General features: G+C 69.0%; 17 protein-coding genes. 13 read left to right on the forward strand and 4 right to left on the reverse strand.

The annotated features are described in order from the left end of the window. The first annotated feature begins 26 nt into the window (after positions 1-26). The 13 genes from ACJQWL_RS02275 (at position 27) to ACJQWL_RS02335 (ending at position 12380) form a co-directional block, all read left to right on the forward strand. A complete protein-coding gene (locus ACJQWL_RS02275; protein ID WP_330968226.1) occupies positions 27-1454 on the forward strand; it encodes an aldehyde dehydrogenase in 1428 nt (475 codons plus the stop codon). Further along, positions 1454-1708 (forward strand): hypothetical protein, encoded by a 255-nt coding sequence (locus ACJQWL_RS02280; RefSeq protein WP_330968227.1) that lies wholly within the window; start codon positions 1454-1456, stop codon positions 1706-1708. The genes ACJQWL_RS02275 and ACJQWL_RS02280 overlap by 1 nt, the downstream gene beginning before the upstream one ends. Further along, positions 1705-2367, forward strand: coding sequence for a carbonate dehydratase (can, locus tag ACJQWL_RS02285; RefSeq protein WP_330968228.1), 663 nt, complete (start codon positions 1705-1707; stop codon positions 2365-2367). The genes ACJQWL_RS02280 and can overlap by 4 nt, the downstream gene beginning before the upstream one ends. Positions 2368-2375: 8 nt before the next feature. Further along, a complete protein-coding gene (locus ACJQWL_RS02290; RefSeq protein ID WP_330968229.1) occupies positions 2376-2801 on the forward strand; it encodes a RidA family protein in 426 nt (141 codons plus the stop codon). Between the two features lie 39 nt (positions 2802-2840). Then, positions 2841-3407, forward strand: a complete 567-nt coding sequence (locus ACJQWL_RS02295; protein WP_330968230.1) for a 3-hydroxyanthranilate 3,4-dioxygenase — start codon at positions 2841-2843, stop codon at positions 3405-3407. A 24-nt stretch (positions 3408-3431) separates the two neighbouring features. Next, positions 3432-4457, forward strand: coding sequence for an amidohydrolase family protein (locus ACJQWL_RS02300; protein ID WP_330968231.1), 1026 nt, complete (start codon positions 3432-3434; stop codon positions 4455-4457). Positions 4458-4558: 101 nt separating this feature from the next. Further along, the gene (kynU, locus tag ACJQWL_RS02305; RefSeq protein ID WP_330968232.1) at positions 4559-5830 is read left to right on the forward strand and encodes a kynureninase; all 1272 of its coding nucleotides are present in this window, start codon (positions 4559-4561) and stop codon (positions 5828-5830) included. Beyond that, positions 5823-7199 (forward strand): FAD-dependent oxidoreductase, encoded by a 1377-nt coding sequence (locus ACJQWL_RS02310; RefSeq protein ID WP_330968233.1) that lies wholly within the window; start codon positions 5823-5825, stop codon positions 7197-7199. The genes kynU and ACJQWL_RS02310 overlap by 8 nt, the downstream gene beginning before the upstream one ends. 88 nt (positions 7200-7287) lie before the next feature. Further along, on the forward strand, positions 7288-8736 hold the full coding sequence (gene sbcB, locus ACJQWL_RS02315) for an exodeoxyribonuclease I (RefSeq protein WP_330968234.1): 1449 nt from the start codon (positions 7288-7290) through the stop codon (positions 8734-8736). Between the two features lie 41 nt (positions 8737-8777). Next, positions 8778-9464, forward strand: coding sequence for a DUF2461 domain-containing protein (locus tag ACJQWL_RS02320; protein WP_330968235.1), 687 nt, complete (start codon positions 8778-8780; stop codon positions 9462-9464). Between the two features lie 177 nt (positions 9465-9641). Then, entirely contained in the window at positions 9642-10502 is an 861-nt protein-coding gene (locus tag ACJQWL_RS02325) for a hypothetical protein (protein ID WP_330968236.1), read from the forward strand. 11 nt (positions 10503-10513) lie between these two features. Further along, positions 10514-11701, forward strand: coding sequence for a DUF4785 domain-containing protein (locus ACJQWL_RS02330; protein ID WP_411300680.1), 1188 nt, complete (start codon positions 10514-10516; stop codon positions 11699-11701). Positions 11702-11819: 118 nt separating this feature from the next. Next, a complete protein-coding gene (locus ACJQWL_RS02335; RefSeq protein ID WP_330967653.1) occupies positions 11820-12380 on the forward strand; it encodes a DUF2939 domain-containing protein in 561 nt (186 codons plus the stop codon). A gap of 44 nt (positions 12381-12424) precedes the next feature. On the opposite strand, the gene ACJQWL_RS02340 is transcribed toward ACJQWL_RS02335, so the two are convergent. The 4 genes from ACJQWL_RS02340 to ACJQWL_RS02355 form a co-directional block, all read right to left on the reverse strand. Further along, a complete protein-coding gene (locus ACJQWL_RS02340) occupies positions 12425-13333 on the reverse strand; it encodes a 5'-nucleotidase (RefSeq protein WP_330967654.1) in 909 nt (302 codons plus the stop codon). Positions 13334-13539: 206 nt separating this feature from the next. Beyond that, a complete protein-coding gene (locus ACJQWL_RS02345) occupies positions 13540-14313 on the reverse strand; it encodes an NAD kinase (protein ID WP_330967655.1) in 774 nt (257 codons plus the stop codon). Positions 14314-14547: 234 nt separating this feature from the next. Then, on the reverse strand, positions 14548-19584 hold the full coding sequence (locus ACJQWL_RS02350; RefSeq protein WP_330967656.1) for an NAD-glutamate dehydrogenase: 5037 nt from the start codon (positions 19582-19584) through the stop codon (positions 14548-14550). A gap of 154 nt (positions 19585-19738) precedes the next feature. After that, complete coding sequence (locus ACJQWL_RS02355) at positions 19739-20968, reverse strand: acyl-CoA dehydrogenase family protein (RefSeq protein ID WP_411300681.1); 1230 nt, start codon at positions 20966-20968, stop codon at positions 19739-19741. Positions 20969-21005 lie beyond the last annotated feature (37 nt).

Raw genomic sequence — 21005 nt, forward strand, 5'->3', positions numbered from 1 at the left:
GTCGACGGGCGCGCTAAGCTTGCCCGATGCGCCTTTCCCACTGGATCGACGGCAAACCCCGGGACGCCACGGACGGCCAATGGCTGGACGTGCACGACCCCGCCACCGCCCGGGCGTTCGCCGAGGTTCCCGCCGGCAGCGCCGAGGCGGTTGACCTCGCGGTTGATGCCGCCACCCGCGCCTTCCCCGCCTGGTCCGCCCTGCCCAACAGCGAGCGTGCCCGATGGCTGGAAAAGCTGGCCGATGCGCTGGAGGCGCGCCTGGACGACTTCGCCCGCGCCGAGTCGCGCGACGGCGGCAAGCCGATGCGGCTGGCGCGCGAGGCCGAGATCCCACGGGCGATCGCCAACCTGAGGTTTTTCGCCCACGCCGCCACGCAGTTCGCCAGCGAGTCGCACCACGGCGAGGCAGGGCTCAACTACACCCTGCGCCGTCCGCTGGGGGTGGTCGCGACGATCTCACCCTGGAACCTGCCGCTCTACCTGTTCACCTGGAAGATCGCGCCGGCGCTGGCTGCCGGCAACACCGTGGTGGCCAAACCTTCCGAAGTCACGCCAGTCACCGCGACCATGCTGGCCGAGCTGGCAGCGTCGATTGGCTTCCCCGATGGGGTCCTCAATCTCGTCCACGGCACGGGCCCGGCCACCGGGGAGCCGCTGGTGGCGCACCCGGGCGTGCGCGCGGTGTCGTTCACCGGCAGCACCACGGTGGGCCGCCACATCGCCGGTGTCGCCGCGCCGCTGCTCAGGAAGGTCTCCCTGGAACTGGGCGGCAAGAACCCCACGCTGGTGTTTGCCGACAGCCGCTGGCGCGAGAATATCGACACGCTGGTGCGCTCGGCGTTCCAGAACTCGGGCCAGATCTGCCTGTGCGGGTCGCGGATCCTGGTCGAGCAGAGCATCTATTGCGAGTTCCGCGACACCCTGGTCGAGCACGCGCTCGCGCTGCGGGTAGGCGACCCGATCGACGAGGACAACCGTCTCGGCCCGCTGGTATCGCAGCCCCATTTCGACAAGGTGGTGGCGGCGATCCAGCGCGCGCGCAGCGAGGGCGGCAAGGTGCTGTGCGGCGGGCAGGCGCTCGACCGGCCCGGCTGGTTCGTGCCGCCCACGGTCATAGAAGGCCTCGGCCCTGGCTGCGCCACCAACCGCGAAGAGGTCTTCGGACCGGTGGTGACGCTGCAGCCGTTCGAAAGCGACGACGAGGCGCTGGCGCTGGCCAATGCCGGCGATTACGGACTGGCCGCGTCGGTGTGGACCCGCGACCTCGATCGCGCGCACCGCATGGCCGCCGACCTGCGCGTGGGCATGGTCTGGATCAACACCTGGCTGATGCGTGACCTGCGAACGCCGTTCGGCGGCACCGGCGCCTCCGGCATGGGTCGCGAGGGCGGCGTGGAAGCGATGCGATTCTTTACCGAGCCGACCAACGTCGGTATCCACCTGGAGCTTTGATGAAGCGGCATGACGTCCTGAATGTCCTGGGGGTGGTGCAGCGCTTGGGGTATTCACTGGCGCTGGTGGCCGCAGCGATCATCCTGGTCGGCTTCGTGCTGACCCGGGTCGGTGCGCCCTTGGCCACCACCCCGCTGGCTGCGCCGCTGGTCTTGCTGGTAGCCACTGGACTGCTACTGGCCTGGGTGTCTGCCGCCACGCGCACACTGGTGCGCCGAATGAAATTCGAAACCGCCTTCGAGGAGGCCCAATGACCGCACTGAACGACTTGCTGGACCGTAACCGTGGCTGGGCCGATCGCGTCCGTGCTGAAGACCCCGGCTTCTTCGAGCGGCTTTCGGGCCAGCAGGCGCCCGAATACCTGTGGATCGGCTGCTCGGATTCGCGGGTGCCGGCCAACCAGATCATCGACATGTCGCCGGGCGAGGTGTTCGTCCACCGCAACATCGCCAACGTGGTCGTGCACACGGACCTGAATTGCCTGTCGGTGATCCAGTTCGCCGTCGACGTGCTGAAGGTCAAGCACATCCTGGTGGTCGGGCACTACGGATGCGGCGGCGTCCATGCCGCCCTGACCCGCCTCCGCGTCGGCCTGGCCGACAACTGGATCCGGCATGTCACCGACGTGGCCGAGAAGCACGCCGGGTGCCTGGTGGACGCAGGGGACGAGGCACTGCAGCACGATCGGCTCTGCGAACTGAACGTACTCGAGCAGGTGGTCAACGTCACCCAGACCACCATCGTCCGCGACGCCTGGTTGCGCGGGCAATCGCTTGCTGTCCATGGTTGGGTCTATACCTTGCGCGATGGTCGCGTGCACGACCTCGGAATCGATATCGACCGGCCCGACGACGACGGGGCGCTCTACACCCAGGCCCTCGCACGTATCCGCGTGGACCGCGAAGACCGCTGAGCCCGACCATGACCGACACAATCCGCACTGATTCCGCGCCCGCGCCCGTCGGGCGGTACCCGCACGCCCGGCGCGTCGGCAACCTGCTGTTCCTGTCGGGGATCGGCCCGCGCGACGCATTGACCAACGCCGTCGTGGGCAACGTGCATGACGCGCAGGGCCGGCTGATCAGCTACGACGTCGATGCGCAGACCCGCGCCGTGTTCTCCAACGTGCGGGCCGTGCTGGAAGCCAGCGGGGCCCGCTGGGAGGACCTGGTCGACGTCACCGTCTACCTGACCGACATGAAGCACGACTTCAAGGCCTACAACGCGGTCTGGGCCGAATATTTCCCCGACATCGAAACCGCGCCGTGCCGCACAACGCTGGGCATCACCGCGCTGCCGACGGAGATCGCCGTAGAACTCAAGTGCGTGGCCGCGCTGCGCGATTGAAGCAAGGGCGGCCATGCGCCCGCCCGGAGGATCACCCCCATGTCCCTGCCCGCCCCCATCAACCTCCAGGCCTGGATCGACGAGCACCGGCACCTGCTCAAGCCGCCCGTCGGCAACAAGTGCATCGTCGACGGCGACTACATCGTCATGATCGTCGGCGGGCCCAATGCGCGCACCGACTACCACTGGGAGGAAGGCCCGGAGTTCTTCTACCAGCTGGAGGGCGAAATGGTGCTGCGCGTCCAGGAGGACGATGCGTCGGGCCAGCCGGTCGCGCGCGACATCCGCATCAGCGCCGGCGAGATGTTCTACCTGCCGCCGCGCATCCCGCACAGCCCCCAGCGCATGCCCGGCTCGGTCGGCCTGGTCATCGAGCGCAAGCGCCTGGCCCACGAGGACGACGCGCTGATGTGGTTCTGCGTGGCATGCAACCACAAACTCTACGAGGAGCAGTTCCACCTGGTGGATATCGAGCGCGATTTCTTCCAGGTGTTCGAGCGCTTCTACCGCGACGACGCACTGCGTACCTGCAGCGAATGCGGCACGCTCAACCCGCGCCCCGGCCGCTACGAGATGCAGGCCGATTCGCAGGCCGACATCACCTGAGCCGGCGCCCCGACTGGACACTCCATGCTGAAGATCGACATCCACGCCCATTACCTGCCGCGCGACTGGCCCGACCTCGCGCGCAAGTACGGCGACGACCGCTTCCCGGTCATCCACCACACCGAGGACGGGCGGCACCGCATCTACAAGGACGGCAAGTTCTTCCGCGAGATCTGGTCCAAGACCTGGGACGCGCAGGAGCGCATCGACGATTACGCGCGGTTCGGCGTGCAGGTACAGGTCATCAGCACGGTGCCCGTGATGTTCAGCTACTGGGCCAAGCCGCACCACGCGCTGGAACTGCACCAGGCGCTCAACGACCACATGGCCGAGACCTGCCGCGCCCACCCACGCCACTACGCCGGCATCGGTACGGTGCCGCTGCAGTCGCCGCGCCTGGCCGTGCAGGAGCTTGAGCGGTGCATGGACCAGCTGGGCCTGCAGGGCGTGCAGATCGGCAGCCACGTCAACTGCGCCTCGGGCCAGCACTGGAACCTGGACGCGCCCGAGCTGTTCGAGTTCTTCCAGGCCGCCAACGACCTGGGCGCGGCGATCCTGGTCCATCCGTGGGACATGATGGGCACCGACAGCATGCCCAAGTACTGGCTGCCGTGGCTGGTGGGGATGCCGGCCGAACAGTCGCGGGCGGCGTGCAGCCTGGTCTTCGGCGGCGTGATGGAGCGACTGCCCAAGCTGAAGGTGTGCATGGCGCACGGCGGCGGAAGCTTCCCGTACACGATCGGCCGCATCGAGCACGGCTTCAACATGCGCCCCGACCTTGTCGCCACCGACAACCCGCGCAATCCGCGCGAGTACCTGGGCCGGTTCTTTTTCGATTCGTGGGTGGCCGACGACCGTGCCCTGCGCTACCTGCTCGACACCTGCGGCGTGGACCGGGTCATGCTGGGCACCGACTACCCGTTCCCGCTGGGCGAACAGGAGCCCGGTGCGGGCATCGCCTCCCTGGGCCTGGACGAAAAGGCACAGGCGCGGCTGTACCACGGCACTGCCCTGGAGTGGCTGGGGCTGCCGAAATCGCGGTTCGCCTGATTCGCCCTTCCGACCCGCCTGAAGGATCTCCGCAGCCCCCGTACGCCTGCGGGCCTGCCGAGCGAGGAAGACCCGCTGCAACCGATGGAACTCCGATACCCGTGACCGATTCCTTCTCCGACACCCACGCCGAAGCACTCGACGCAAGCGACCCACTGCCGACGCTGCGCGGCGAGTTCCACATCCCCCGCCTCGGCGACAGCGAGCAGGCGTACTTCGTCGGCAACTCGCTTGGCCTGCAGCCGCGGGGCGCACGCGCGCATGTGGAGGAGGTGCTGGACAAGTGGGCCACCGAGGCGGTGGAGGGCCACTTCACCGGCAACGCGCAGTGGATGACCTACCACGAGCTCGTGCGCGAGCCGCTGGCGCGCCTGGTCGGCGCCGAGCCGATCGAAGTGGTCGCGATGAATTCGCTGACCGCCAACCTGCACCTGATGATGGCGAGCTTCTACCGCCCCACCCGGGAGCGGCCGGCGATCCTGATCGAAGCCGGTGCATTTCCGTCGGACCGCCACGCGGTGGCCTCGCAGGTCGGGTTCCACGGCTTCGACCCGGCGACCGACCTCATCGAGCTGGCGCCCGACGGCCCCGGCGGTACGTTCACGATGGACGCAATTGCGCACGCCATAGGCGAGCACGGCGCGCGGCTGGCGCTGGTGCTGTGGCCCGGCGTGCAATACCGCACGGGCCAGGCGTTCGACCTGAAAGAGATCGCCCGCCTGGCGCATGCGCAGGGCGCGGTGTGCGGTTTCGACCTGGCCCACGGCGCCGGCAACCTGGAGTTGGCACTGCACGACAGCAACGCCGACTTCGCGGTGTGGTGCCACTACAAGTACATCAACAGCGGGCCCGGCGCGGTCGCGGGCTGCTTCGTCCACGCGCGACATGCACGAACCGAGCGGCCACGCTTCGCCGGCTGGTGGGGCCACGACGTGCACAGCCGCTTCCGCATGGGACCCGAGTTCGTGCCCACGCCCGGCGCCGAGGGATGGCAGCTCAGCAACCCGCCGATCCTCGGGCTGGCGCCGCTGCGCGCATCGCTCGAGTTGTTCGACCGCGTCGGCATGCCGGCTCTGCGTGCGAAGTCCAGGCGTCTCACCGGCTACCTGGAAACGCTGATCCGCGAACGCCTGTCCGACCGGCTGGAGATCCTCACCCCCGCCGACCCGGCACAGCGCGGCTGCCAGCTCTCGCTGCGCGTGGCCGGCGGCCGCGAGAACGGCCGCGCCCTGTTCGCCCACCTCGCCGAGCACGGCGTGCTGGGCGACTGGCGTGAGCCCGACGTCATCCGCATCTCCCCCGCCCCGCTCTACAACACCCACGCCGACGTCCTCAGGTTCGCGCGCACCGTGGGGGAATGGCGCCATGGCTGATCGCCGCATCACCATCGTCGGTGCTGGCCTGGCGGGGGCGTTGCTGGCCACCCTGCTCGCCCGGCGGGGGTGGTCGGTCGACGTGTACGAGAAGCGCGGTGACCCGCGTTTGAAGGGGTACGAAGGGGGGCGATCGATCAACCTGGCGCTGGCCGAGCGTGGCCGCCACGCGCTGCAGCTGGCGGGCGCGGACGAAGCGGTCATGGCCCACGCGGTCATGATGCGCGGGCGGATGGTGCACTTCGCCGATGGCCGGACCGACCTGCAGCGCTATGGGCGCGACGACAGCGAGGTGATCTGGTCGGTCCATCGGGGCGAGCTCAACATCACCCTGCTCGATATCGCCGGGCAGGCGGGCGCGCGCATCCACTTCCACCGGGGCCTTGAGCGCGTCGACTTCGATACCGATACGGCGACTTTCCTCGACCCGAGGGACGGCAGCGAACACCCGGTCGACTTCTCGGCGCTGGTTGGCGCCGACGGGGCCGGTTCCACGCTGCGTCGCCAGATGGCGGCCTGCACTGAACTGGGCGAGCGCACCGACTTCCTTGGCCACTCGTACAAGGAGCTGGAAATCCCGCCCGCGGAAGACGGCGCGTTCCGGATCGAGCCCAACGCGCTGCACATCTGGCCGCGCGGCCGGTACATGTGCATCGCACTGCCCAACGACGAGCGCACCTTCACCGTCACCCTGTTCCTGCCCAACGAGTCCGAGCGGCCGGGCGATCCGAGCTTCGAGACCGTCCGTGATGGCGCCACGGCGCGGGAGCTGTTCGAACGCGACTTCGCCGACGCGCTCGCGCTCATCCCCGATCTGGAGCAGGACTTCGAGCGCAACCCGGCCGGCCTGCTGGCCACGCTCTACCTGGACCGCTGGCACCTGCAGGGCCGCGCGGTGCTGGTGGGCGACGCGGCGCACGCGATGGTGCCGTTCCATGGCCAGGGCATGAACTGCGCGTTCGAGGACTGCGTGGCCCTGGCCGACCACCTGGAACACGCCGACGACTGCGGCCGGGCATTCGCTGCGTTCCAGGCCGAGCGCCTGCCCGACTCCCGCGCGATCCAGGCGATGGCGCTCGAGAACTACCTGGAGATGCGCGACCGGGTGGATGACGACGACTTCCTGCTGCAACGCACGCTGGAGCGGACCCTCGCCGAGCGCCACCCGGACCGCTTCGTGCCGCGCTACTGGATGGTCACGTTCAGTCGGATCCCGTATGGCGTGGCTTTCGAGCGCGGCCAGGTCCAGCGCGAGCTGCTGGTCGAGCTGACGCGCGGACACGCCAGCCTCGACACGCTTGATTGGGACGTCGTGGATGAGGCGGTGCGCGAACGCCTGTCGCCCCTCCCCGCCGACAACGTCCTGTAGCAGCGACGTGAGTCGCGACCACGACACGCCAGCGGGTCTCAGAACAGATCCTGACCCACGTCGCGCCCGCAAACAGGGAACGTAAGCAATGCCCGCCAGCTTCCTCTTCTACGACCTGGAAACCTTCGGCGCGGATCCGCGCACCACGCGCATCGCGCAGTTCGCGGCTATCCGCACCGACGCCGGACTCAACCCTGTGGACGAGCCGGTCAGCTTCTTCGTCAAGCCCGCCGATGACCTGCTGCCCTCGCCCGGCGCCACCCTGGTCACCGGCATCACGCCGCAACGGGCGATGGCCGAGGGCGTCAACGAGGCCGAGGCGTTCTCGCGCATCGTCGATGAAATGGCGCGGCCGGAAACCTGCACGCTGGGCTACAACTCGCTGCGCTTCGACGACGAGTTCATCCGCCACGGCCTGTTCCGCAATTTCCACGACCCGTACGAGCGAGAATGGCGCGGCGGCAACTCGCGCTGGGACCTTCTGGACGTGATGCGACTTGCGCACGCCCTGCGCCCGGAGGGCCTGGTGTGGCCCAAACGCGAGGACGGCGCGACCTCGTTCAAGCTCGAGCACCTGGCGATGGCCAACGGGGTGCGCGAGGGCGACGCACACGAGGCGCTGTCGGACGTGCGGGCGTTGATCGGGCTGGCGCGAAAGCTGCGCCAGGCGCAGCCGCGGCTCTGGGACTACGCGCTCAAGTTGCGCGACAAGCGCTTCGCTGCGCGGATGCTCGACCCCACGGCGATGCAGCCGGTACTCCACGTCTCGCAGCGCTTCCCGGCCAGCCGCCTGTGCGCCGCCCCGGTCCTGCCCATTGCACGCCACCCCTTCATCGACAGCCGGGTGATCGTGTTCGACCTGGGGCAATCACCCGAACGGCTGCTGGCGCTCGCGCCCGATGAAATCGCCGACCGGCTGTACACCCCGGCCGCCGACCTGCCAGAAGGCGAAGAGCGAATCGCGCTCAAGGAAATCCACTTCAACCGCTGCCCCGCCCTCGTGGACTGGACGCACTTGCGCCCGACCGACTTCGAGCGCCTAGGCATTGACGCGGTGCGGATCGAGGACCATGCCCGGCAGCTGCGTGCTGCCGGCCCGGCCCTGGCTGAGAAGGTCCGCCAGGTCTTCGGCGTCCAGCGCGACCGCGCGCCGTCCGACCCCGACGCCGCGCTCTACGACGGCTTCCTCGCCGAGGGCGATCGGCGTGTCCTGGCCGAGGTGCGCACCACCCCGCCGGGGACGCTGGCCCGCCGCGTGTTCGGCTTCCGCGACACGCGCCTGCCCGAGCTGCTGCTGCGCTACCGCGCCCGCAACTGGCCCGATACGCTGTCTGCCGACGAAAAGGCCCACTGGGACGAATACCGGCGCCGGCGCCTGCGCACCGACGCCGGCCTCTCGGAGTACACGTTCGAACGCTTCGACGCGGAACTTGCCACGCTTCGCGCCAGCTGCGCGAACGCCGGTGACGGCCGCGGGCTGGCGCTGCTGGACCACATCGAGGCCTGGCGCCGCGACCTCGACGCCGGTCTGACCTGAGGCGGGCCAGACTGGGCGCCGACTTCCGTCCTTGAGCGACCATGGCCGCGTACTTCACCGACAAGAGCTTCGGCTTCCTGCGAGCACTGGCGGGCAACAACAACCGCCCCTGGTTCCAGGCGCACAAGGCTGACTACGAAGCGCATGTGCGCGAACCGTTCCAGCGCCTGCTGGGCGACCTGCAACCGCTCCTCGCGGGGGTCAGTACGCACTACCGGGCCGAGCCGAAGACAGTAGGCGGCTCGCTGTTCCGGATCCAGCGCGACACCCGCTTCGCCAACGACAAGACCCCGTACAAGTCCTGGCAGGGCGCGCGGCTGTTCCACGAGCGCAGCCGGCAGGTCACCGCGCCCTCGTTCTACCTGCACCTGCAGGAGGGTCGGTGCTTCATCGGCGGGGGCTTGTGGCGCCCGGATACGCCGACGCTGCGCCGCATCCGGCAGTTCATCCTCGACAACCCCGACAGCTGGAAGGCCGCCAGCCGCGGCGAGGCGTTCCGAACGAGGTTCGAGCTGGACCAGGGCAACATGCTGGTGCGGGTGCCGCGCGGCTACCCGGCGGGGTCCGGGTTCGACGACGACCTGCGCCGAAAGAACCATGTGGCCGTCGCATCCCTTGACGACGTCGTAATGACCGGTCCGCGGCTGCTCGAGGCGCTGGAACGCGACCTGGCCACCCTCGCCCCGTTCGTGGACTACCTGTGTGCGGCCCTGGACCTGGAGTTCTGAAGGCGGCTTCGCCACCGCGCGCACCCTGACCCTTTCCCGCACTGCGACATGACTTCGGCGCCGCCGGCGCCGATAGTCCGTCTCGATACGCCGGCGCATGGATGACCGCCGCGGGACCGCGCAACGGATGGCAGGAGGCCAACGGACTGCGCCTTTGGGGATTCAGGGAGAGGAATCATGCGCAAGTACCTGTGGGCGGCCGCGCTGGCCGCCTTGCCGACCGTGGCCGTCCAGGCCAATACCGGCGTCGCGTTCGTACACGGCACCGGTCAGCAGTCCAATGCCTACCAGGACTACTGGACGCCGAAAATGGTCGATTCGGTCCGCCAGGGCCTGCCGGACCCGGCCAACTACACCGTCGTCAATTGCGATTTCAGCCGCTACATGTGGGACCAGGGTGCCGCGGGGTGCCTGGCGGGCCAGCTCAGCAGCTTCATCCAGGCACGGGGGATCACCCGGCTTGTCGTGATCACCCATTCCAATGGCGGCAACGTGATGCGCTGGATCCTGTCCAACCCGACCTGGGACAGCCGCTACCCCGCTATCATCGATCGCGTCGTTCGCGTCAACGCGCTGGCGCCCTCCTCGGCCGGTACCCCGCTGGCCGACGCGGTGATGAACGGCAACACCTTCGAACGGTCGCTGGGCTGGTTGCTGGGCTACGCCTCCGACGCGGTGCGCCAGCAGCAGGAAAGCTGGATGGCCTACTACAACGGCAACTACCTCTACGGAACCGCCGGCCGGCCCACCTTGCCCCGCGCCTTCCGCAGCGTCGTCGGCACCGACGTGGATAGCGCGGTGTGGGACGCGGACAGCTATTGCGGGGGATACGCTGAGAACGTTGGCCTTGAGACCACGCAGTGGTGGCTGGACTCGTGCTCTGACGGATTCCTGGAGTGCGCCAGCCAGTCGGCGGCCGGCACCGTGTGGTTCACCGACAAGACCCGCATGGCCGGGCGCGAACCGCTCAGCCACAACCAGAGCCGACGACCGTGCTTCGGGCTCAACACCGTCCTGCGCAACGACCTGGGCCAATGAGGACACCGACCATGCGAACGACCACCACTCTCTGCGCTATTGCCCTGCTCGCCTGCACCGGAGCCATCCACGCACAGGCGCCCACCACCCCGATGCTGCCCAGCGGTGGCCGCGACATGACGCCGCAGCGTGCCATCCAGGCACCCCCGCCCTCCCACACGGTCGAACGCGAGCCAGTGCAGTACAGCTGGCGCGTGGACCCGGGCACCGACATCACCCCGCCACGTCCCCACGTCACCGAAAGCCGCGAATACTGGCGCACCGTGGACGCCGCCGAGCTGCGGCGCGGGGTGTCCCTGCAGGCCAGCGCGCCCGGCGCACTGGTGCGCGTCAGCCCTGCGGCGGGCGCCACACCCGTCGATGCCCGGGCGCTGCAGGTCACCCGGGGTGGGCGCGCGGTGCCGCTGGCGAGCCGCACGCCTGCCGCCCAGCTGCAGGCCGCCGGCCTGGCCGTGCCCGATGGCTCGGCGGCGGTGCAGCTGGAACGCCGCGCGGGCGCCGGGGCATTCGCATTGCGCGCGCCCGATGCCCGCGGCCGCTACGTCGTGCATGTATACGAGCCCGAAAGCGATATCCGCCTGTTCGCGGCACTTGGCCGTGACCGGGTACTGGCGGGGGGGCGCGCCGACATCGCGGTCAACCTGCAGGAAGGCGCGCGGCGATTGCGCGGAACACGGGCGGAGGGTCTGCTGGTGGCGCCGGACGGCCGCACCTGGCCGGTCCAGCTCAAGCCCGGTCGCGACGGCATCCTGCGTGGACGCGCACCCGTGCCGGCCGACGTGGGCGACGCGCCGGGGTTGTGGGAGGTGCAGGTGTTCGCCGGCAACGGCGAGGTCCAGCGCGATGCACGCACGGCCTTCTCGGTGGCACTGCCCACCGCGCGCCTGGACGGCGGCTACCGGTTCGATGCACGCCGGTTGCGCTTCGCGCTGCCGGTGGATGCCGCCGCTCCAGGCCGCTACGAGGCGCGCGGCACGCTCTACGCGACCGCGCCCGACGGCGTGGCACGTCCGGTGTCGGTGGCCCACTCGGCCCGGTGGATGGCGCCGGGTCGTGGCGAGCTGGTGCTTGCGTTCGATCGCGCGCACCTGCCCCCGGGCTACGGCGCGCCTTACGAGTTGCGCCAGCTCGAACTCAACGACCAGTCGAGGATGGCACCGGTGGAGCGGCGCGAGCGAGCCGCGCGCATCGTGGACTGACAGGCGTCGCGGGCCGGCCATGGCGCCGGCCCGCGTCTCTACCGCGCCCTGCGGGGAATGGCCATGGCGCGCGGCGATTGGCTAAGCTGCCCGCCTTGCTGACCGAGCGGAGCGGTGGATGAACAAGGTCGTCGTGGTGCTGGTGGTGTTGGGCCTGGCGTTGCTGGGCTATCTCGCGGCGGGTCCGTTCCTGACCATCAACGCGATGCGCAAGGCGGTGGAAACGCAGAACAGCGCCGAGTTGTCCAAGCACATCGACTTCCCCGTCCTGCGCCGCAACCTGAAGGTCCAGGTCGACGACTACGTGGTCCGCCAGGCGGGGCCCGACGTCCAGTCCCATCCCTTCGGCTCGATCGCGGTGCAGATCGCCAGCGGCGTCGCGGGCGGTGCGGTCGACGCACTGACCACCCCGGCGGGCGTGGGGGCGATGATGGAGGGCCGCGGAGTGCTGCATCGCATCACCGGCGGCGGCATCGACCGCAACGACAGCGTCGCCCATGAGCCCCCGGACGACCCGATGGAGGGGGCCAGCTACGGCTTCGAATCAGCCTCGCGTTTCACCGCCACGGTGCAGGACCCGGCCGGCAACCCGACCGTCTTCGTGCTGACCCGGAACGGCCTGGCCTGGCGCCTGACCGATATCCGCCTGCCGCTGTCCGAGCCGACCGGAGCCGACTAGCCGGCCGGACGGCCGACTGAGCCTGCCGGACGGCGCCCGGCCGCTCAGGGCCGGTTGGCGATCCCGTGGGGTACGTGTCCGGCGGCGACCAGGCCCTGCGCCGACGCGATGTTGTGCTCTGAATCGTCAAAGAAGATGTCCGCGCCGAAGGCCTCAAGGAATGGACCTTTCGGGCGCCCGCCCAGGAACAGCGCCTCGTCCAGGCGGATGCCCCAGTCGCGCAGGGTCCGGATCACGCGCTCATGCGCAGGGACCGATCGGGCGGTGACCAGGGCCGTGCGGATCGGCGAGTCCAGCCCCGGCGGGAACGCCGCCTGCAGGCGATGCAAGGCATCCAGGAAGCCCCGGAACGGACCGCCCGACAAAGGCTCGCCGGCGCGGCTGCGCTCGTGCTCGGCAAAGGCCGCCAGCCCACCCTCCCGCGACACCCGCTCGCCTTCGTCGTCGAAGATCACCGCATCGCCGTCGAAGGCGATGCGCAGCTGGTCGAACCGGTGCTGTGGCGCCCGCGCCGGCAGCAGGGTCGCGGCGGCTACGCCCGCTTCCAGTGCCTTGCCCACGTCTTCGGCATGGGTCGACAGGAACAGGTCGGCGTTGAACGGACGGATGTACGGGAACGGCGGCGCGCCGTTGCTGAAGGCCGCACGCTTGATCGCCAGCCCGTGGTGGGCGATGGAGTTGAAGATCCGCAGTCCGGTATCGGCGGAATTGCGCGAGATCAGGATCACCTCGACGCGCGGGGCCTCCGCCGGCGAGCCTTCGTTGAGCGCCAGCAACTTGCGCACCAGCGGGAAGGCGATGCCCGGGGTCAGCAGGTCGTCCTCGCGCTGGCGCTGGAAAGCCGCATAGGCGTCGATGCCCTCGGCCTCGAACAGCGCGTGGCTGTCCTCCAGGTCGAACAGGGTGCGCGAGGAGATCGCGACGATCAGGGGGTCGGCATTGGCGTCTGGCATGGCGCCATTCTGCACCCGGCGGGTCGCAGGGCGTGCGACGGGAACGCATCTTCCTGCCACCCATCTGTACGGACGGGACACGGGCACGGCATGCGCAGGGTCTCTGTCGGGCCCGAAGCCCGCAAGCCTGCGCGTGCCCGGTGGTGCCGTACCAGCGAGCGCCCGCTGGACTGATCTGTGCACGGCGGCAGGAGCCTGCCTCACTCTCACCCGCTGGTGAACTGCTCCGCCAGCATCCGCTCCTCGAGGTTGTGCTCCGGGTCGAACAGCAGGGTGACGGTGCGGTCGTGGGACTCGCGGATCATCACCTCGACCACGTCGCGCACTTCGTGGGAATCCGCGGTCGCACTGACCGGGCGCTTGTAGGGGTCGAGTACGCGGAAGCGGACTTCGGTATCGGCCTTGATCACCGCGCCGCGCCAGCGCCTCGGCCGGAAGGCGGCGATCGGCGTCAGCGCCACCACGTTGGTGCCCAGCGGCAGGATCGGGCCGTGGGCCGAGAAGTTGTAGGCCGTGCTGCCGGCAGGCGTCGCGACCATCACGCCGTCGCAGATCAGTTCGTCAAGGCGGACCTGCCCGTTCAACTCGATCGACAAGTGGGCGGCCTGGCGGGTCTGGCGCAGCAGCGAGACCTCGTTGTACGCCAGGGAGCCGACGGTGGCGCCCGACTCGGTCTGCGCGACCATTTCCAGCGGGCGCAACACCGCCGGCTCGGCCGCGTGAAGGCGTTCGACCAGCCGGTCCATCCGCTGCTGGTTCATCAGGAAGCCGATCGTGCCCAGCTTCATGCCGTACACCGGCTTGCCGAGGCTGCCATGGCGGTGGAGGGTCTGCAGCATGAAGCCGTCGCCGCCCAGCGCGACGAGCATGTCGGCGTCCTCCGGGGCGTGGTCCCCATGCAGCTTGACCAGCTCTTCGCAGGCGCGTTGCGCCTCCCCAGTCCGGCTGGCGAGGAAGGCGATGCGCGGGGTCGAGGTCATGGCCGGCTCCGTGGACGAAGGCCGCAGGATAACCCGGGGCGCCAGGATGCCCTGGCGCCCGGTCGGCTGCCGAAGCGGCTTCAGCCTAGACCGTCACGATTGAAACCAACCGGTCCGGGCTCGCGGCTGAAGCCGCCCCTCCGGATGACGACTCCCGCGGCATCGGGTCCGACCCCCTGCGCCGCGCGAGTGCAATCCAGAGCCGGTGGCACTTCGGCCTCCGGCCCCGACCCGTTACTCGCCTTCCGCCGCGATCTGCGCCAGCCGCCTGACCGCCACCGATACCGTGGGGTAGTCGAGGGACTTCTGGCTGAGCAGGTCGGCCAGCATCGCCTGGGTGAAGCGAAGCGCGGGGTTTTCGCGCTGCAGCCAGGCGGTGACTTTCTCCTCCGGCGGCAGCTTGCCTCCGCTGGACAGGATCTGGCTGACCAGCAGGCGTTGCTGGTTGCCCAGCTCATCGCGCAACGCGCCGCGGGCCAGTGCCTGCCAGCGGCCGTCGACGGTCAGCGCATCGACCTGCTCGTACAACCAGGGCAGGTGCAACGCCGCACCCAGCGCGAAGTAGCCCCGCGCCACTTCCGCCGGTGGCAGCTTGCGCGAACGCGATATCTCGACGATGTCGCAGCCGAACTCGAGCAAGGGGAGCGCGGCCAGCTCGTTGGACAGTGCGAACGGAAAGCCCTTGTCCTTCCACTCCTGCAGCCGGGAATCGAACGTTTCCCGGCGTACCTGCGACAGCACCGCCGGCAGCGCCGCGCGCACGGCCTTGAAGCCGTCGCCGTAGCGCGCCATTGCCGTGGCGATCTCCGGCATCGGACCCGGGCGCGAAAGCAGCCACCGCGACATCGTGCGCATCAACTGCCAGATGGTCTGCAGGGCATCGATCTGCGCAGCCTCGGCCACCTTGCCGTCCAGCGCATCGACCTGGGCCCAGAGATCGCGTGCGTCGAGCGCCTCGCGGGCGATGGTGTAGGCCTCGGCGATCTCCGCCGGGCTGCGACCGGTGTCTTCCTGCATGCGCATGACGAACGTCGCGCCCATGCGGTTGACCATCGAATTGGTGACCGCGGTAGCGATGATCTCGCGCTTCAGGCGGTGGTCGCCCATGGCCTTGGAATACTTCTCCTGCAACGGCTGGGGGAAATAGCGCACCAGTTCCTTGGACAGGTAGGGGTCCTCGGGCACGTTCGATTGCACCAGCTGGTCGAACAGCACCAGCTTGGCGTAGGACAGCAGCACCGCCAGCTCCGGCCGGGTCAGCCCCTGGCCACGCGCCTTGCGTTCGGCCAGTTCGGCATCCGAAGGCAGGAACTCGATCTGCCGGTCCAGCAGCCCCTGGGACTCCAGCGTGCGGATGAAGTGCTGCTTGGAGCCCAGCCGCGGGATGCTCATGCGCTCCATCAGGCTGATGGCCTGGTTCTGCCGGTAGTTGTCGACCAGCACCAGTTGCTCGACCTCGCCGGTCATGGCGGCAAGCAGTTTGTTGCGCGCCTCGATGGCGAGCTTCTTCTTCTGTACCTGGCCGTTGAGCAGGATCTTGATGTTCACCTCGTGGTCGGAGGTGTCCACGCCTGCGGAGTTGTCGATGAAGTCGGTATTGAGCAGCACGCCGTGCTGGGCCGCTTCGATACGGCCGAGCTGGGTCAGGCCCAGGTTGCCACCCTCGCCCACCACCTTGCTGCGAAGCTCGCGTCCGTCGACCCGCAGGGCGTTGTTGGCACGGTCCCCGACATCGGCATGTGTCTCACTGCTGGACTTCACGTAGGTGCCGATGCCGCCGTTCCACAACAGGTCGACCGGCGCCTTGAGGATGGCCGCCATCAACTGGTTGGGGCTCAACGCACTTGCGGTGCCTTCGATGCCCAGGACCTCGCGCACTTCCGGCGAGACCGGGATCGACTTGAGCGACCTCGCATACACGCCGCCGCCCTTGCTGATCAGCGAGGTGTCGTAGTCGGCCCAGCTGGATCGCGGCAGCTTGAACATCCGCTGGCGCTCCTTGAACGTGCGCGCCGCATCCGGATCGGGGTCCAGGAAGATGTGCCGGTGGTCGAACGCCGCCACCAGGCGGATATGCCGGCTCAGCAACATCCCGTTGCCGAACACGTCACCGGACATGTCGCCGATGCCGACCGCGGTGAAGTCCTGCTTCTGGCTGTCGCGGCCCATGGCGCGGAAGTGCCGCTTGACCGACTCCCACGCGCCCTTGGCGGTGATGCCCATGCCCTTGTGGTCGTAGCCGACCGAACCACCGGACGCGAAGGCGTCGTCGAGCCAGTAGCCGTGCTCGCGGGCGATGCCGTTGGCGATGTCCGAGAAGGTGGCCGTGCCCTTGTCGGCGGCCACCACCAGGTACGGGTCGTCGCCGTCGTGGCGGACCACGTCCGCCGGCGGCACGACCTTGCCATCGACGAGGTTGTCGGTGATGTCCAGCAGGCCGTGGATGAACATCCTGTAGCAGGCCACGCCCTCGGCCCAGATCGCGTCTCGGTCACCACCCACCGGGGGGCGCTTGCTGATGAAACCGCCCTTGGAGCCGACCGGGACGATGACCGTGTTCTTGACCATCTGCGCCTTGACCAGGCCCAGCACCTCGGTGCGGAAATCCTCGCGGCGGTCCGACCAGCGCAGGCCACCACGTGCCACCGGACCGAAGCGCAGGTGGATGCCTTCCACCCGCGGGCCGTACACGAAGATCTCGCGGTAGGGGCGCGGCTTGGGCAGGTCAGGCACCTGCGCGGAGTCGAACTTGTAGCTGACGTAGCCCTTGCCCGCTCCACCGGCGCCGGCCTGGTAATAGCTGGTGCGCAGGGTGGCGTCGATCACGCCGATGTAGCTGCGCAGGATGCGGTCCTCGTCCAGGCTGGAGACGTTGTCGATCAGCTTGGACAGGGCCTTGCGGGTGGCTTCCACCTGCTCGTCGCGGGTGCCGCTACGCGAGGCGAGGACCCGGTCCAGCGCTGCCTGCGTGGCTTCGTCGCCCGACGCCAGCGCCTGGAACTGTTGCTGCAGTGCCGCGATCCCGGCCTTGACCTCGGCCTTGCTTTCCTTGCCCGTTGCAGGGTCGAACCGGGCTTCGAACAGTTCCACCAGCAGCCGCGACAGCAGCGGATAGCGGGTCAGCGTTTCCTCGACGTAGGCCTGGGAGAACGGCACGCCCAACTGCTGCAGGTACTTGCAGTAGGCACGCAGCATCGCGACCTGCCGCCACGAGAGCCCGGCGGCGATGATCAGCCGGTTGAAGCCGTCGTTCTCGGCCTCGCCGCGCCAGATGCGCTCGAACGCCTCCTCGAAGTTCTCGTCCAGCGACTCCACGTCGAACTCGACCGTGGTCTCGACCTCGAAGTCCTGGATGTACATCAGCATGCCATTGGCATACAGGCGGTACGGGTGCTCGGTGATCACCCGCAGGCCCATGTTCTCCATCATCGGCAGCGCGTCCGAGAGCGGGATGTCGTCCTGCTGCCGGTAGAACTTGAAGCGCAGCCCGCCGGTGCCGTGGTGGGCCCGGAACAGGCTCAGCCCGAGGTCTCCGGGTTGGGCCAGCGCGGCCAGGTGCTCCACGTCGGTGGCCGCCACCTTGGCCGAGATGTTCTCGATGTACCCGGCCGGCAGGGCCTTCCCGTACAGGCTGGCCAGTTGCAGGCCGCGCTCCTCTCCATTACGGGCGACGAGCTGTTCGCGAAGGTCGTCCTGCCAGTTGCGCACGATCTCGGCCAGTTCCGCTTCGATCGCGGCGTTGTCGACCTGGATGGCCTCGCCGGACTTGGGCCGGACCAGCAGGTGCAACTGCGCCAGCGGCGACTCGCCAAGGACCACCGTGGTGTCCACGTGCTCGCCGTGCAGCACGCGCTTGAGCATCGCCTCGATGCGCAGGCGCACGTCGGTGTTGAACCGGTCGCGCGGGATGTAGACCAGACCGGAGAAGAAGCGGCCGTAGCGGTCCCGGCGCAGGAACAGCCGGCTGCGCACGCGCTCCTGCAGGCCGAGGATGCCGGTAGCGGTCCTGAGCAGCTCGTCTCCGCTGGACTGGAACAGCTCGTCGCGCGGCAGCGTCTCCAGGATGTGGCGCAACGCCTTGCCGCTGTGGCTGTTGGCCGGCAACCCGGACTGTTCCATGACGAATTCGTGCCGCTGGCGCACCACCGGGATGTCCCACGGCCGCCGGCTGTACGCGCTGGAGGTGTACAGCCCGAGGAAGCGGTGCTCGCGCACCGGCTTGCAGGCCTCGTCGAACTCGAGCACGCCGATGTAGTCCATGTAGCCCGGGCGGTGCACGGTGGAGCGGGCGTTGGTCTTGGTCAGGATCAACGCGTCCACGGCGCCTGACTGCGGCATGTAATGCGCCGCCAGCGACGTCAGCGGGCGCGGCTTGCCCGCATCCTTGCCGCGCAGCAGTCCCAGGCCGGTGTCCTCCACCGCGCACAGCACTTCCTTTCCGTCCCGCTCGGCGACCCGGTACTCGCGATAGCCCAGGAAGGTGAAATGTTCGCCCGCGGCCCAGCGCAGGAACTCCTGGGCCTCGGCGCGACCGGCTTCGGTACCCGGCAACGGCTGGCTGTCCAGCGCGTCGGCCACTTCGACCATGCGGCCGCGCATGACCGCCCAGTCGCGCACGATCGCCCGCACGTCGGCCAGCACCGCCAGCACCGCGCGTTCGATCTCCGGCATCGCATCGGGCGCCTGCCGGTCGATTTCCAGGTGCATCAGGGATTCGGCCTCGCCGCGTCCGACTTCCGCCAGCCGGCCGGCCTTGTCGCGCTCCATCGCAACCACGGGGTGGCCCATCACGTGGACGCCGATGCCCAGCTCGGAAAGGGCCATCGTCACCGAGTCGACCAGGAACGGCATGTCGTCGTTGACGATCTGCAGGACGGTGTGCGGCGACTCCCAGCCATGGCTCTTCAGGCCGGGGGTGAACAGGCGCACCCGGGCCGTGCCCGGCTTGCGGGTCCGGGCGAACTCGAGGAAGTCGGCCGCCAGTGCCGCCCAGGCCTCTGCGCTGTGCTGCGGCAACTCGTCTTCGCCCATGCGCTGGTAGAACGCGCGGACGAACGCCTCGGCTTCGGCCTGGCGTGCGGCCGGCATGCGCTTGCGCATGGCGGCGACGATGGGCGACAGCGGAACGCTGCCCGACGCGCGGCCACCCGCGCGGGTCGCAGGTTTGCCTGCCTTCTTCGGGGCGGGCGCCTTCTTGACGGACGCAGCCTTGCCGGTTTTCTTGGCGACCGGGCGGCTGCTCTTGTTCGGGGCCTTGCGTGCAGTGCTCATGGAATCGTGGGATCCGATGCAATGAGGCCCGCGCTTTCGCACGGGCCAGGGGGGATTCGGGAGGTGGCGGACTTCGCGTTGCAAAGCGGCCCACGCGGCACCGGCACGCCACGTGGCGTTCCGGTGTGCAGCGGGCCGCGCCGTGCGCGCATGTTCAGCGCAGGCCGGTCTCGTTGCGGGCGATGACCAGGCGCTGGATCTCGCTGGTGCCTTCGTAGATCTCGGTGATCTTGGCGTCGCGGAAGTAGCGCTCGATCGGCATCTCCTTGGAGTAGCCCATGCCACCGTGGATCTGCACCGCCTGGTGGGCAATCCACATCGCCGCCTCCGATGCGGTGAGCTTGGCGATGGCGGCCTCGTTGCTGAACCGGCCCCCGGTACGGTCGGCCTCGCCCTTCTGCCAGGCCGCGCGCAGGGTCAGCAGCATCGACGCATCCAGCTTGCACTTCATGTCGGCGATCTTGGCCTGGGTCATCTGGAACGCGCCGATGGGCTGGCCGAAGGCCTTGCGCTCCTTGACGTAGTCCAGCGTGGCCTCGTAGGCGGCGCGGGCGATGCCGATGGCCTGGCTGGCGATGCCGATGCGGCCGGCGTCCAGCACCCCCATGGCGATCTTGAAGCCCTGCCCTTCTTCGCCCAGCACGTCCTCGGCCCGGGCGACGTAGTCCTGGAACTCGATCTCGCACGTGGCCGAGGCGCGGATGCCGAGCTTGGGCTCGGTCTTGCCGCGGTGGAAGCCCTCGCGGTCGCCATCGACCAGGAACGCGGTGATGCCGCGCGCACCCTTGTCCGGATCGGTCACCGCGAACAGCACGAAGTACTTGGCGACCGGGCCCGAGGTGATCCAGCTCTTCTTGCCGTTGATCGTGTAGCCGCCGTCGTCGCGCTTGACCGCACGGCAGCGCATGGCCGTGGCGTCGGAGCCCGACTGCGGCTCGGTCAGTGCGAAGGCCCCGATCTCGCGCCCTTCCGCGATCGCCCGCACGTAGGTCTGCTTCTGCTCCTCGGTGCCGAACTTGAGGATGCCGTTGCAGAACAGCGAGTTGTTCACCGACACGATGGTCGAGTGGGCGGCGTCGGCCGCGGCGATCTCGATCATCGCCAGCACGTAGCTGATCGGGTCCATGCCGGCGCCGCCGTACTCGGCCGGCACCTCGATGCCCATCAGGCCGTTCTCACCCAGGGTGCGGATGTTCTCCAGGGGGAATTCGCCGGTGCGGTCGTGGTGCTCGGCACTGGGCGCGATCTTTTCCTGCGCAATGCGCCGGGCCACGTCCTGGATCATCAACTGCTCTTCGGTGAAACGAAAATCCACGTTGGCACCCTCGGTCTGTCGGTTTCGGACAAGACCCGAATTGTAGCCCCGGCGGCGAAGGAACCCCACTGCCTGCCCGCGCGTCAGGGCGCCGGGGTTGACCGCC

Origin of the sequence: Novilysobacter viscosus, from assembly GCF_046600715.1 — a bacterium.
GTDB classification, from domain to species: Bacteria; Pseudomonadota; Gammaproteobacteria; order Xanthomonadales; family Xanthomonadaceae; genus Lysobacter_C; species Lysobacter_C viscosus.